The organism is Streptomyces sp. ISL-94 (genome assembly GCF_018614075.1).
Lineage (GTDB): Bacteria > Actinomycetota > Actinomycetes > Streptomycetales > Streptomycetaceae > Streptomyces.
This window is the reverse complement of record NZ_JAGGOZ010000045.1, coordinates 54348-68565: the sequence shown is the minus strand read 5'-3', so window position 1 is coordinate 68565 and position 14218 is coordinate 54348. Positions and strand designations below refer to the sequence as shown.

9 protein-coding genes are annotated in these 14218 nt (G+C 72.8%); 3 read left to right on the top strand and 6 right to left on the bottom strand.

Features of this window, described 5'->3' with window-relative positions; all coding sequences use genetic code 11:
* Positions 1–50: 50 nt before the first annotated feature.
* Together J7E94_RS16660 and J7E94_RS35715 are read right to left on the bottom strand one after the other, a co-directional pair.
* Complete coding sequence (locus tag J7E94_RS16660; RefSeq protein WP_215016205.1) at positions 51–2000, bottom strand: hypothetical protein; 1950 nt, start codon at positions 1998–2000, stop codon at positions 51–53.
* Entirely contained in the window at positions 1997–3637 is a 1641-nt protein-coding gene (locus J7E94_RS35715; RefSeq protein WP_308345156.1) for a M48 family metalloprotease, read from the bottom strand. The genes J7E94_RS16660 and J7E94_RS35715 overlap by 4 nt, the downstream gene beginning before the upstream one ends.
* A gap of 339 nt (positions 3638–3976) precedes the next feature.
* On the opposite strand from J7E94_RS35715, the gene J7E94_RS16650 reads away from it, so the two are divergent.
* Genes J7E94_RS16650 through J7E94_RS35950 form a run of 3 tightly spaced genes read left to right on the top strand, consistent with a single transcriptional unit; the run spans position 3977 to position 8984 of the window.
* The gene (locus tag J7E94_RS16650) at positions 3977–6787 is read left to right on the top strand and encodes an ATP-binding protein (protein WP_215016204.1); all 2811 of its coding nucleotides are present in this window, start codon (positions 3977–3979) and stop codon (positions 6785–6787) included.
* A complete protein-coding gene (locus J7E94_RS35710; RefSeq protein ID WP_215016203.1) occupies positions 6784–8733 on the top strand; it encodes a C2 family cysteine protease in 1950 nt (649 codons plus the stop codon). The genes J7E94_RS16650 and J7E94_RS35710 overlap by 4 nt, the downstream gene beginning before the upstream one ends.
* The gene (locus J7E94_RS35950) at positions 8733–8984 is read left to right on the top strand and encodes a DUF6406 domain-containing protein (protein ID WP_374224453.1); all 252 of its coding nucleotides are present in this window, start codon (positions 8733–8735) and stop codon (positions 8982–8984) included. Before J7E94_RS35710 ends, J7E94_RS35950 begins: the two co-directional genes overlap by 1 nt.
* A gap of 164 nt (positions 8985–9148) precedes the next feature.
* Here the strand turns inward: J7E94_RS35950 and J7E94_RS16640 are convergent, their stop codons facing one another.
* The 4 genes from J7E94_RS16640 to J7E94_RS16625 all read right to left on the bottom strand — a co-directional run bounded on the left by J7E94_RS16640 (position 9149) and on the right by J7E94_RS16625 (position 13939).
* Positions 9149–9553, bottom strand: a complete 405-nt coding sequence (locus tag J7E94_RS16640; RefSeq protein WP_308345154.1) for a transglycosylase SLT domain-containing protein — start codon at positions 9551–9553, stop codon at positions 9149–9151.
* A 335-nt stretch (positions 9554–9888) separates the two neighbouring features.
* Positions 9889–10728 (bottom strand): ECF transporter S component, encoded by an 840-nt coding sequence (locus J7E94_RS16635; protein WP_215016227.1) that lies wholly within the window; start codon positions 10726–10728, stop codon positions 9889–9891.
* Between the two features lie 74 nt (positions 10729–10802).
* Positions 10803–12881 (bottom strand): ABC transporter ATP-binding protein, encoded by a 2079-nt coding sequence (locus J7E94_RS16630; protein WP_215016201.1) that lies wholly within the window; start codon positions 12879–12881, stop codon positions 10803–10805.
* Complete coding sequence (locus J7E94_RS16625; protein ID WP_215016226.1) at positions 12878–13939, bottom strand: energy-coupling factor transporter transmembrane component T; 1062 nt, start codon at positions 13937–13939, stop codon at positions 12878–12880. Before J7E94_RS16625 ends, J7E94_RS16630 begins: the two co-directional genes overlap by 4 nt.
* Positions 13940–14218: the final 279 nt, after the last annotated feature.

Here is a 14218-nt window from a genome sequence, read left to right as displayed (position 1 = left end):
CCGGCCGCCGGGCCTTCGTATGGCTGCTGCCGCCGGTGCGTGCGCCGCTGCTACGGCATTCCGCCGGGGTGCCCGGCGTATCCGGCCTGTACGGCGTGTGCGGCCGGCGCGGACGGCGCCGCGTACGGCAGCGGCTGGGTGCTCACCCGGTCCAGCAGGACGACGTTCGGGTTGCAGTCCGCCGGGTGGACCGTCACCGATCCGTCCGGCCTGCGCTCCACGAGCAGCAGGCTGAAGTCGGCGAGCGCCTGCAGCTGGGTCGGTTCGACCGCGTACTCGTAGACGCGCTGCCGACCGCGGGCGAAGCTGGTGCTCGTACCGTCGCTGGACGTGTGCGAGGTGGACTCGTTCGTCGAGCGCGTCGTACTGGTCGACGTACCGGTGGTCTCGCTGTAGCTGCCGCCCGAGCTGCTGGAGCTGCTCGTCGAGAACGGATTGGGCCCGCCCTGGTAGCTGCTGGAGCTGCTGTTCCCCCAGTTCGAGCCCCGGGTCACCGACTCGCTGTACGTGGTGCCGGTACTCACGGAAGACCCCACGGTCTTGGCCACGGACGTGCTGACCGTCGTACCGTCGGTGTCCGTCAGCGAGTGGAGGACGAAGGAGTGGTGGCGGCCCAGGAAGTCCGCCGCGATCCCGGCCTCCTGGTGGTTGCCCAGCCTCATGAAGCCGACCGTGCCACCGCCGATCACCTCCTGTGACCCCTCACGCAGATGCGGGTGCAGGACGGTGAGTTGAGCGCCGCGCCGCTCGCAGACGCCGGCCAGCTGCTCCAGGTACCGGCGCTGGAGGCCTTGCTCGCCGAGCGCAAGGACCACCGACGGTGCCGTCTCCTGGAAGGAGGCCAGGCGCCGGGTCACGCTCTGCACCGCCAGGTCGCCCAGCAGTTCCGTACTGGCCGACCCCGTGGTGAAGTCCAGCGCGATACAGGTGAGATAGCCGGGGCCGCGCCCGCCGCGCTCCGCGCCCAAGCGCTCCAGAGGATGCAGGAAGGACGCGAGCCGCAGCAGGCTGTCCCGCATCTGGTCCTTGTTCTTGTCGCCCAGCAGGTCGTCCGCGATGCGGTTGCGCTCCGCCCGGGTGAGGGCCTCGGTGTCGTCGATCTCGCCCATCAGGGCCCGCAGGCCCGCTCCCAGGCGGGCCGGAGTGACATCGGCGCCGAGGACCCCGCACAGCTGCTGGAGGATCCTGGTGTCGAGGGCCCGCGCGGCCCGGCTGCCCTCGGAGTCCTCGGCGTACACGGCCTCCACGAGGCTGTCGACCAGCTCGTGCGAGGTGAGGCCGCTCACGATGCCGCTCTCGGCCATGCGGCTCGGCAGCAGCTGTACGTCGACGGGGACACCGGCGAGCTCGGCGAGCGCGGACAGCTCCTCGCAGATGAGGGCCTGGGTCAGGTCGAGCACGATCAGCGGCTGCTGCTGGAGGGTCGACGTGCCGAAGACCGTGAGGAAGCCCTCCCGGCTGCGCTGGCTGCCGCCGAAGATGTCCAGGCGCCGCATGGCGGGGCCCGCCGGAAGTGCGCCCCACGCGTCGAGGCCGCGCACCCGGTGGTCCTGGGCCGCGGCGTGCTGGAGGGCGCGCTGGTGCCAGGACTGCCAGGCGTACTGGAAGTGGTGTTCCAGTTCCGCGCGCTTGGCTTCCAGCCGGCTGCCGGCCGTCGTGGCCGACTGCCCGGCGTGGACGACGAGGGCCGCGGTCACCGCCGCGGCGATCACGGCGAGTACGGCCATGGTGGCGCCGCCCATGGTGGCCAGGAGCAGGAGCACCACCGTGATCCCGCCACCGATCTTGGCCGTGGACCCCTTGCGGTCCTCGTGGGCCAGCCGGGCGGCATGCGCCCGGTTCTCGTACGCCACGGGTATGGGCTGCCGCTGCGGTTCGGGCTCGGGGAAGGGGCTGCGCAGCGATTCCGGGTCGCGGTAGGTCCAGCCGAGCCGCTGCCCGGGGTCGAAGAGGCGCAGGTGCCGGCCGGGCGGTGCGGCCTTGGCGTTCTGCACGGTCATGAGGGCAGGCTCCCAGTGGGTCCGACCGGTCCGACCGGTCCGACCGGTCCGGCGGGGCCGGCGGGTCCGGCGGGGCCGGCGGGTCCTGTCGGTGCGGCCGCGAACGGCTCCAGCGCGCGGATGCGCTGGTGGATCGGAGGGTGCGTGGCCATCAGCCGCGCCGTCATGCCCTGCCGGCCGTGGTCGTCGTCGGAGCCCTGGTCGAGCCACCCGGTCAGCGTGGCCAGCAGCAACGGCCCGAAGCCGATCTCCGCGGCGAACCGGTCGGCCCGCAGCTCACCGAGCCGCCCCGCCCAGGCGAGGAGGAACGGGATGGCGAACAGGCCCAGCGCAGGGGGGAAGGTGAGGGCCACGGACACGGCGAGCGTGCCGATGACCAGGGCGAAGATCAGCGCGCCGAGGCACGCGATCTGGGCGGCCACCAGGAAGACGAACTTCACGGCGAACTTCACGACGGCCATCACGATCCGGGCCGGGAACGCGTACCAGACGCCGAGCAGCCCGGACCAGGCGTGACCGCCGACGTGGTGCCCCAGCTCGTGGGCGAGGACGGCGGCGAGCTGCTCCGGGGGCAGGCCGCCCAGCGACTTGCGCGTGACGCTGACGATGTGGCCCGCGGCGGCGAAGGCGTTGACCTGGTCGCTGTCCTCGACCCACAGGTCGTAGCGCGAGCCGTCGAGACCGGCCCGCTGGGTGACGTCCTCCCAGAGCGGCTGCAGCCGGGCGAGCTCGGCGGCTGTGGGTTCGCGGACCTTGTAGAGGAAACGGGCCAGGGCACGCTCGGTGGGGCGGTGGAACATCAGCGCACCGGACGCGAGCCAGGCGATGACGAAGACGATGTCCAGCCCGGCGGGGAAGAGCTGGGAGATCAGCCAGACGACGAGGAAACTGCCCAGGAACAGAGGGAGGTTGAGCAGCAGCGTGGTGATGGACGACGAGTCCGCGCCGCGACGGGTGGGCGGGGGCGCGGTCGGGTCGTACGCGGCCGAGTACGCGGCGGCATCGTAGGCGGCGGGCTGGTGCGCGGCGGGCTGGTACGCGGGCGCCGGGGCTCCACCGGGCATCGGCGGCGCTTGTCCGGGCTGCGGCTTCGCGAGCGCGGGCGGCACGGGCGGCGGAGGCGTGCCCGGGGCGGGGGAGTAGCCGGGCGCCTGCCCCTGCGGCGGAGCCGGCGGGTGGCCGGTGGCCTGGAACCCCGCGGAGGGCGGCGTCGCGAACGGGCCGGGTGCGTGCTGCGGCGGCGTCGGCGGAGTGGGCGCGTACGGCCGGCCGTAGGTCGCGTACGGCTGCGGAGGCGCGGCGGCCGGATATCCGGGTGCCTGCGAGGGCGCAGCGGCGGGGTAGCCCGACGGCTGGTGCGGCGGCTGGTTCGGCGGTGTCGCCGGATACCCCGTCGCCTGCGCGGGAACAGTGGGAGGAGCGGCCGGGTAGCCGGGTGCCGCCGCCGGCGGAGCCGGGAGATAGGGCCGGCCCTGCTGCGGGACGGAGGGTCCGCCCGGCGGAGCCGCCTGCGCCTGCGCCCCGGGATGCTGCTGCCCGTACGGGTGGGGCGGCGGAGCCTGAGGAGTGTGGGGCTCGGCGAATTCGCCGCTACCCGGCGGGTGTTGAGGCTGCCGAGGATCGACAGGTTGGTTCACGGAAGTCCGCCCTATTGGTGCCTGGCGCTACACATGGCGCTGAAATGGAGACAGTTGGCCAAACGCTCCCGGCAGACGGACACGGTCGCATGGGACATCCCAGTGATTTCGACCCGCCCCCGAATCCGCCGAAGCGGAGAGTCGTTCATCGACCTGTGGTCGAGTCATGCTGCATCACACGCGGCTCGACGTCCAGTTGGATTCCCGGCAACGCGGAGCCTCCGCAACCGGGTTGGACACGACCATGATCGACTCTAGGATGCTGCCGACGAGACCGATCGACGGGGGCGGAACTGTGTCGACCACGCTGCGCGGGCACGGACCGGACGTGAGCCGGCGATGACGTCGTACACGACACCCCCGGGGACCGCCGGCGAAGCTTGGCACCGCCTCCTCGGCATGCCCACCTACGCGCTGGCCGAGGTGCCGCGGCAGCGGCCCGACGCCTCCCGGCCGTCCGGCCCCGACGACGAGCTGCGCGCACACCGGTTCGCCGCCCTCGTCTCCGCCTTCCACGCCCGCCACCCGTCCGACCCGGGCCGGGGCAGCGTCCTCGTCGGCTGGTCCCGTGCGTCGGCGGCGCACCCCCTCGACGTCTTCCTGGGCGGCTCCTCGCTGGCCGGTGGCGACGACTCCGCCGACCCGGGCGCGGCCCTGCTCCGCCTCCCCGCCGGGGCGCGGGCGCGGCGGCAGGCGCCGGGCGTCGTCGCCGGCGCCCTGGCGCACTTCCCCCATTGGACCGCCGTCGCCGGGGTCGCCGACGGACTGCTGGTCGACGACGAACCCAGGGCTTCGGGGACGTCCCGGCTGCGCCCCACCCTCGAGGACTGCCTGCTCGGCGTATGGCAGGAGGCGTTCGCGTGGCTGGTGCTCGCCGATCCGGTGCTGCCCGACGAGCTCGAAGAGCTGACGGGCGAGGCCGCGGACCGGCAGCGAAGAGCACAGTCCAAGGCGGCGGGCTCGCCCGAATACGCCCTGGCAGCCGCCCGGTTGGAGCGCAGGCACAAGGAGCTGGCGAAGGCGCCGGCCACCGGGCTGTGGCACATACGCCTGCTCGCCGGTGGCCGTACCCCCGACGAGGCCCAGAGGGTGGCCGCCCTGGTCTGCGCGTCGGCGGACCTCGAAGGGCTCCCCTACGCGCTCAAGCCGACCGGGCAGGTGGGCGACCTCCCGACGGTGCTCACGACCGGCCGCGGGGCGGGGGCCAAGCCGCCGGAGCCCGGGAGCTTCCCCTTCCACGGGAGCTCGGAGCTGCTGGCGGCTCTGGCCCGGCCCCCGGCCCAGGAGATACCCGGCGTACGGTTCGCGCTGCGCCCGGAGTTCGACGTGACCCCGGAGAACGCGGCCCGGACCGCCCAGCCGGGCGCCGCCCCGATCCGGCTCGGCACGATCCTGGACCGCAACCGCAGCCCCGTGGGCGCCCTCGACCTGCCGCGCTCCACGCTCAACCGGCACACCTTCGTCTGCGGGGCGACGGGCGGCGGCAAGTCGCAGACCGTACGCGGCCTGCTCGAAGCGGCCACGCGGGAGCAGCTGCCGTGGCTGGTCGTCGAGCCGGCCAAGGCGGAGTACCGGTTCATGTCCGCGCGCCTGGGTGACGAGCACGAGGTCATCGTCATCAAACCGGGCGACCGCGACTCCCTCCCCGCCGGCCTGAACCCGCTGGAGCCGTCCGTCTTCGCGGACGGTGAACGCTTCCCCCTGCAGACCCACCTCGACATGGTCCGCGCCCTCTTCCTCGCCTCCTTCGACCCCCAGGAGCCCTTCCCGCAGGTGCTGAGTGCCGCGCTGACCCGCTGCTACGAGGACCTGGGCTGGGACCTGACCCTCGGCGAACCCCGCTTCGCCGGGACCGAGCCGCGCTACCCGACGCTGGAGGACCTGGAGCACACGGCGCTGCGCATCGTCGCGGAGATCGGCTACGGCAAGGAGATCACCGACAACGTCCAGGGCTTCATCAAGATCAGGCTCGCCAGCCTCCGGCTCGGCACCACCGGGCGGTTCCTGGAGGGCGGCCACCCCATCGACTTCGGTGAACTGCTGAAGCGGAACGTTGTCTTCGAGATCGAGGACGTCGGGGACGACAAGGACAAGGCGTTCCTGATGGGGACGATCCTGATCCGGCTCATCGAGTACCTGCGCATGGAGCAGCGGACGACCCGCCGGATCTCCTTCCCCCTGCGCCACGTGACCGTCTTCGAGGAGGCCCACCGGCTGCTGCGGCGTTCGGAGGAGGGCGGGGCGAGCGCGCACGCCGTGGAGATGTTCGCGGGCCTGCTCGCCGAGATCCGTGCGTACGGCGAGGGCCTGGTGATCGCCGATCAGATCCCGAGCAAGCTGGTGCCGGACGTCATCAAGAACACCGCGGCCAAGGTGGTCCACCGCCTCCCGGCGCAGGACGACCGCGAGGCCGTCGGCGCCACGATGAACATCACCGAGGCGCAGTCGGAGTACCTGGTCACCCTCAAGCCCGGTGAGGCCGCGGTCTTCACCGACGGCATGGACTACCCCCTGCTGGTCCGCATGGAGGACGGCACCTCGCGCGAGGACGCGGCGGCCATCCGTCCGGCGTCCCCCGCCCCGCTGGTCGCGCCGCGCAGCGGGGCCTGCGGCGAGGACTGCTCGGCGGCTCCCTGCACCCTGCGGCAACTGCGCACCGCGCAACGCCTGACCGAGCAGGACGAGCTCCGTATCACCCTCTGGGCCGAAATGGCGGTGGCTGCACATCTGTTGGGCTGGACCACGCCCCTGCCGGGGAAGGCAATGCGCCGCGATCTGGCTCCGTACCGGACCTCGGACCGGCGCCTGCTGGAGTGCGCCATCGGCCAGGCCGTCGACCGCGCGGTACACAGCCGCGTGGGCGCCCCGGACTCACCCGCCGCCCTGGCCGGACACGTCGCCGCGATGATGCGGGCCCAACTCGACGGGGGCGATCCCTGTCCGGTCGCCGAGCCGCGGTGGAAGGCCCGGAAGGGGACGAAGACGCGGCAGTACTACCACGGGCGCCACACGCCGTCCGTACTGGAGAAGACCGTCGGCTGCGCGGACCCGTCGGAGGAGTGGCCCAAGCGGTTCGCCCGCGCGCTCACCGTCTTCGAGCGCCGGCCGCGCAAGCCGGTGCCCACACCGTCCACGGGGGACACGCAGTGAGCGAGCTCGACGCCGCGGAGACCACGGCGGAGGACGCCCCGCCGCCGCTGCCGGAGGTACCGGAGCCGGTCGGGGAACCGCAGGAGGCCCCGGAAGCGGTGGCCGGCGAGACCGCCGCCGACTCGGCGCTCGACGACGACGCCGAGCCGGCGGAGCCGGAAGCCCTTGCCGAGGCGGCGGATGCCGATGCCGATGACTCTGCCGAGCCGGAGGAGCCGGAAGCCCCCGAGGAGGTTGCGGATGTCGATGACACCGGCGACGCGGTGGCGGATGACGACGTCGAGCCGGAGGCGCCGGCCGCTGCCCACGAGACTGCGGATGCCGGCGAGGCCGACGGCGTGGACGCCGACGGCCTGACGGCGGACGACGACGCCGAGCCGGAGGAGCCGGAAGCCCCCGACGAGGTTGCCGATGACGATGACGATGACGCCGGCGACGCGGCGGCAGATGACCACGCCGAGCCGGAGGCGTCGGTGGCGGCCGACGAGGTAGCGGACGTCGACGACGATGGCGATGACTCCGAGGCGGACGACTCTGCCGAGCCGGAGGAGTCCGAAGCCCCCGAGGACCCGGTGGAGCCGGAGGCTTCGGCCGCCGTTGATGAGGATGCCGACGGCTCGGCGGTGGGTGACCACGTCGAGCCGGAGGAGTCCGATGCGGCCCCTGACGACCCGGTGGAGCCGGAGGCGTCGGCTGCTGCTGACGAGGCTGCGGGCGTCGATGACGATGCCGGCGACTCGGTGATGGACTACGCCGACCCCCAGGGGTTCGAAGTCTCCGTCGACTCGGCGGAGCCGGAGCCTGCCACCGCCGTCAATGCCGTCAATGCCGACTCCCTTCCCGGCGATTCGGCTGACGATCAGGCCGACGCTGCCGAGCCCTCCGAGGCTGCGGAAGGGGATCCGCACGATCTGGCGGACCGCCCGGCCGATTCCGCTGAGCGCGGCGAACCGGCGGGAGACGGGGAGCCGCGCGAGGCGTCGGCTCGCGAGGAGGGTCCCGAAGGAGGGGTCCTCGGGCGGTTGCGCGATGCGGTGTCCTGGTGGAAGGACCCGACCGACAAAGCCGTCGACATACACGCCACGGTCGATCGGCCTGACTTCACGGAGGTGACTCGGGCGGGAGAGTACCGATACGGTACGCCGCTCGACGGCCCAGACGGAAAACACATGCCCTTGTTCGACGGGCCGCCCGCACGCGAGCAGACCCAGCAAGGGAGCCTCGGGGACTGTGGAATCATTTCCACCATGGGCGCGGTCGCCGGACACCGCCCGGAGGCAATTTCCGACCGTATCCGGGAGAACGATGACGGTACGTACGAGGTGACGCTTCACCAGACGAAGCGGTCCCTTTATGGCGACTGGAGTCGTTTTGAGCCGACGGGAGCAGTCACTGTCCTGACTGTCACACCCGACCTTCCGATATCGGTTGATTCACCCGACCGGCCCGCTTATGCGAAATCGGGTGCCGGTGATGCGGCGTGGGTGCCGATTCTGGAGAAGGCAATCGCTGGAGTCGACGAGACGTGGGATGAGAGCCGCCCGAAGCCGGTTGAGGGCTACGTACGCCTCGACCAGGGGAGTTTCCCCAATCATCGTGCGGAACTGCTCACCCAGCTCACCGGCGAGCCCGCGTACACGGATGACTTCCCCACGCAGTACGACATCCAGGGGCGTAGCCCCGACCGGCAACTCGTCGAAACGCTGCGAGGGAAACTCGGGGAGGGATGCCCGGTCCTGGTCGGCACAGTGAGCCTCGAGCTCGACGACGACCGTGATCTCCCAAAGGGGCTCATCGACAGTCATGCCTATGAGGTGACCGAAGTGGACGACCGGGGATTGGTCCATCTGCGCAACCCGCACAATTCGGCGCATCCCGATCCGCTGACGGTCAAGGAATTCCGAGAGAGCATCAAGAACCGCTACACGACGATGGGGCAAACGTGATGGCCGATGAAGTCTTCCTTCGACACGGAGTTCCAGGGGAACGGGAGGGTGTCAGATATATCGTGCGCCGTGTTCGCGCTCCAAAGGAGCTTCCGGTCTCGGTGGCTCTCGTCGTCGTCGCTGATGGCGAGCAGCATTACGACCTGGGCATCGGGGACACGTTTCCCGTACGCGATGAGACGTGGGTCCTCGATCGCGTGGAGAATCTTCCGAGGCCGGATTGGTGGGTTGTTCTCCGTAAGATCGCGTAGTCGCTCCGCCCTGGCACCCGGAACGGGGTGAAGCGCGTCGACCGCGTCTAAACCGGGGACTGGCAGAGCAATGAGTACGTCGGACTCGACGGGCCCACGCACGAAGACGCTCGGCCGGGATCTCCCGGCCGAGCGTCTTCGTATGGCTGCTGTCCGCTGGTGGCTTAGTACCAGTGGTTGTTCTGCCAGAAGTTCCAGGCGCCCACGGGGCTGCCGTAGCGCTCGTTCATGTAGTTCAGGCCCCACTTGATCTGGGTGGCCGGGTTCGTCTTCCAGTCCGAGCCCGCCGAGGCCATCTTCGAGGCCGGCAGGGCCTGGACCAGGCCGTACGCGCCGGAGGAGGCGTTCGTGGCGGTGTAGTCCCAGCCGCTCTCGTGGGAAACGATGTTGTTGAACGCGGCGAACTGGGCCGGGTCCTTGATCATCTGCTGGGCGATCGCCTTGGCGCTCATCGGGGCGGCCTGCGCGGGGACCGCGGCAAGCATGGAACCGGCGACGCCCAGGGCGAGGACGGAGCCCACGAGGGTCTTCTTGGAAGCGGCGATGCGGCGGATGACTGCGTTGGACACGGATTGACCTTCCGAAGGGAACAAGGGCGGTCGCAGGCATGCCGAAGCATGCGTGAGCCACTCACGCGGAGGAGAGGGGTTCGTCGGCGGGGGGTGAAGCACCCCTGCCGCCTTGCGACTCATCCAGTTCTACAGACGACCGGACCCCCTGGCAACGACCCGTCTTACTACTGCCTTTCGCAGCTGGGGTGGAACGACCGCCCTCGGGCCCGATGGCCGTTCACGCAGGTGGCGGCCGGTACGAAGGGGGTCATAGGGGACGTTTACTGGCTACTATCCCGGTTCGTATGTGACGTGGGTCCTGTGGGGCGGGTCACCGCCGGAGCGCCCGAATGTCACGCTATGCGGCGGTTCGTACCCCCCTTGGGGGTGGGGTCCGTGCCGATTTCGGCCCCCGAATCGAAGGAGACACGCGCGTAGAAAGCAGCCTTTCGCGTCGCCCGCCGCAGCGCCTTGAGCAGGGTGGCGCCCAGCGTCAGTGTCAGTACGACGGTCAGGGTTGCCCGGCCCAGGTCCCAGCCCACCGAGGTCGCCAGGCAGTACGCGGCGAAGCGCGCGAGGTTCGCCGGTACGGGCTCCCCTGGGTGGAAGGCAATGCCCTGGCCCATGCCCTGCAGGAGCACCCAGCCCTGGAGGTTCATGACCGTGCCGTACGCGAACGAGCCCGCGAAGCCGTACGCCGCCAGCATCAGCAGCTCCGCCCGGCCCCTGATCCGCTCCGGGCCGGGCAGCAGCCCCGCGCCCAGCGAGAACCAGCCCATCGCCAGCATCTGGAACGGCATCCACGGCCCGACCCCGCCGGTCAGAAGGGCGGAGGCGAACATCGTCACCGAACCGAGGACGAAGCCGAAGCCGGGCCCGAGGACGCGGCCGCTGAGCACCATCAGGAAGAACATGGGCTCCAGGCCGGCGGTGCCCGCGCCCAGCGGTCTCAGCGCCGCACCCACGGCGGCGAGCACCCCGAGCATCGCCACCGCCTTCGCGTCCATGCCGTTGTTGTCGGCGATGGTCGCGACGACGACGGCGACGAGGAGCGGGAGGAGCGCGGCGAAGAGCCAGGGGGCGTCCTGTGAGTGGGCGAGCCCCGACTGCCGGTCGGCGAGGAGCGGCCAGCCGAAGGCGGCGATGCCGATGAATGTGACGAGGACCAGCGCGGCGGCGGCCCGGGGCCCGATCCGGACGGGCCGGGCGGGTCGGGCGGGTCGGGCCCCGGGCCTGGCGGGCCTGGCGGGCTGGAGCGGCCGCCGGTTCACGACAGGGCCTCGGTGACCTGGGTCACGGTGAGCCAGTGGCCCGGCGCGAGGATCTTCGCCACCTGGGGTGCGAAGGCGGGGGAGGAGACCACCACCTCGGCGGTGGGGCCGTCCGCGACGACCTCCCCGCCGGCCAGGATCACCACGCGGTGGGCCAGCTCGGCGGCGAGCTCCACGTCGTGGGTGGCCAGGACGATGGCGTGGCCGTCCGCCGCCAGGGCCCGCAGGATCTCGACCAGACGGGCCTTGGCGGCGTAGTCCAGCCCGCGGGTCGGCTCGTCGAGGAGGAGCAGGGCGGGCCGGCCGGTGAGGACCAGCGCCAGCGCCAGGGCCAGGCGCTGGCCCTCCGACAGGTCGCGGGGATGGGTGTCGTCGGGGACGTCCGGGAGCAGGGCGGAGACGAGATCCCGGCAGGTGCCGGAGGCCGCGCCGGCGTCGGAGTCGGCGGCGGCGCACTCGGCGGCGACCGTGTCGGCGTAGAGGAGGTCGCGGGGCTCCTGCGGGACGAGGCCGACGCGGCGGACCATCTCGGCGGGGGCGGTCCGGTGCGGGGTGGCGCCGCCGACGGTCACGGAGCCGGTGGCGGGGGGCACGGTGCCGACCATTGCTGCGAGGAGGGTGGATTTGCCGGCGCCGTTGCGGCCCATGAGGGCGACGGTCTCGCCGGGGGCGACGGCGAGGGTGACGCCGTGCAGTACCTCTACGCGTCCGCGCCGCACGCCGAGGTTCCGGAGCTCGGCCGCCATTTCGCCGGCCTCCGCCGGGGCGGGCTCGGGGCGTGGCGTGCCCCGGCCGAGCAGACGCGCAAACCACCCGCCCGGACGCCCCGTGTGCGTCCGCCCCGCCGCTGCCGGGGGCCGGCCCCCGGACCCCCGCGCCTCAAACGCCGGCGAGGCTGGATTTGTCCCCCGCAGTCCGCCCCTCACGGCTGAGTCACCGAGCAGCGGCACGTGAGCCGCGGCCGAGCCCTGCGAAGGGGCGCTGCAGTCAGGCATGGAGGGGGCCACATCCAGCCTCGCCGGCGTTTGAGGCGCGGGGTCCGGGGCGGAGCCCTGGGAAGCGGCGGCGCGGTCGGGCGCGGACGGGGGCGAATCCGGTCCGGCCAGGGCGGAGCCCTCGGAAGCGGCGGCGCGGTCGGGCGCGGACGGGGGCGAATCCGGTCCGGCCAGGGCGGAGCCCTGGGAGGCCGTGGGGTGGTCGGGCGCGGACAGGTGGTGGGTGGGGTTCGCGCGGGCCGACGGCGCGTGATCCCCGGCCGGAGGCGACAGACGGGAGCGCAACGGGGCGGCCAGGCGGCGGGCGTCGCGGATCGACAGGGGGAGCGGGGACCACCCGGCGAGGCGGCCCAGGGCGACCACCGGGGGGTGGACCGGGGACACCGCCATGATCTCGGCCGGGCTGCCGAGCAGCGGTACCGCCCCCGGTCCCGGCAGCAGCAGCACCCGGTCGGCGTACTGCACCACCCGCTCCAGCCGGTGCTCAGCCATCAGCACCGTCGTGCCCAGGTCGTGCACCAGCCGCTGCACCACGGCCAGCACCTCCTCCGCCGCCGCGGGGTCCAGCGCGGACGTCGGCTCGTCCAGGACCAGGACCCGGGGATGCGGCGTCAGGACCGAGCCGATCGCGACCCGCTGCTGCTGACCGCCGGACAGGGTGGCGATCGGCCGGTCGCGGAGTTCGTTCAGCCCGAGCAGGTCGAGGGTCTCCTCCACCCGCCGCCGCATCACCGCGGGCGGCAGCCCCAGCGACTCCATCCCGTACGCCAGCTCGTCCTCCACCACGTCCGTCACGAAGTGCGCGAGCGGATCCTGCCCGACCGTCCCCACCACGTCCGCCAGCTCCCGCGGCTTGTGCGTACGCGTGTCACGGCCCGCCACCGTCACCCGCCCCCGCAGCGTGCCCCCGGTGAAATGCGGGACCAGCCCGGAGACCGCCCCCAGCAGGGTGGACTTGCCGACCCCGGACGGACCGACCAGGAGCGTCAGCTCACCCTCCGGGATCACCAGGTCGACACCCTGGAGCGAGGGACCGGCCGCGCCCTCGTAGGTGACGGAGACCTGCTCGAAGCGGATCACTGGGATGCCTCCTTGGGCGGTACGGGTGCCACGAAGGCGGGCAGCAGGCCGATCAGGACCGCGACCGCCGGCCACAGCGGCAGCGCGGGCGCGACGAGCGGGACCACCCCCGGCCGCAGGCCCTCGGGGTCGACGGTGCCCGCGTGGATGAGGAGGGCGGCGACGGCCGCACCCGACCCGGCGACCAGCCAGGCGCGCGCGCCCCACCGGTCGGGCCGGTAGCGGGTCCGCACCGACCGGCGGCCCCCGAGCCGCAGCCCGGCCAGGGCCAGGACCAGGCCGATGCCGAGCACGGGGAGCCCGTACGCGGCGCCCTGCGCGGCGAGCAGCCCGTACGTGCCCGCGCACATGCCGAGCAGACCGCCGAGGGTGAGGACGTTGGTGGTGTGCCGCACGGCGGGCGGGACCTGCGCCGTGCGCCCGTACCCGCGCGCGTCCATCGACGCGGCGGTCGCGACCGAACGCTCCAGAGCGCCCTCCAGCACGGGCAGGCCGATCTGCAGGATGGCCTTCACCCCGCCGGTGGGGCGGCCCCGCAGCCTGCGTGCGGTCCGCAGCCGGACGACGTCGGCGACCATGTTCGGCGCGAAGGTCATGGCCACGACCACGGCGACCCCGGCCTCGTACAGGGCGGCCGGGAGGGATTTGAGCAGCCGCGCCGGATTGGCGAGGGCGTTCGCGGCGCCCACGCAGATCAGGAGGGCGGCCAGCTTCGCGCCGTCGTAGAAGGCGAAGAGCAGCTGCTCGGCGGTGACCCTGCCGCCGAACCGGATGCCCTGGGCCCAGGCGGGGAGGGGGGCCTCCGGGAGGGTGAAGAGGGTGTGCGTGCCGGGGATGGGCGAGCCGAGCAGCAGGGAGAAGAGGAGCCGCAGGCCGATGACGAAGAGGCCGAGCTTGAGGAAGGCCCCGTAGGAACGGGCCCAGGGGGCGGCGGTGCGGCGGGCCGCGACCACGTATCCGGCGACGCCGACGATCAGGCCGAGAAGGAGGGGATTGGTGGTCCGGGACGCGGCGGTGGCGAGGCCGAGGGCCCAGAGCCACCACGCACCCGCGTGCAGGGCGGTGGCCCGGCGGGCCTCGGGAGCCTGCCAGGGCCTGCTCCTTTTGTACGTCGGCCCCTGCGGGGGGTCTGACGCCGCGGGCCGGCTCCGGCGGGCCGGAGCCGCGTCGCCGGGTGCGGCTCCGGTGGGGGTGCGCCCGGCCTGCGGCCGGGCGGGATACCCACCCGCACCACCCGTGCGACTCGTACCCCGGGCGCGGGTGGCCCCCGTGGGTGCCTGGGCGCCGTCGGCGGCTGCCGCTCCGTGCGTGGCCGGTCCGGGTCCGGGGGTTCCGGT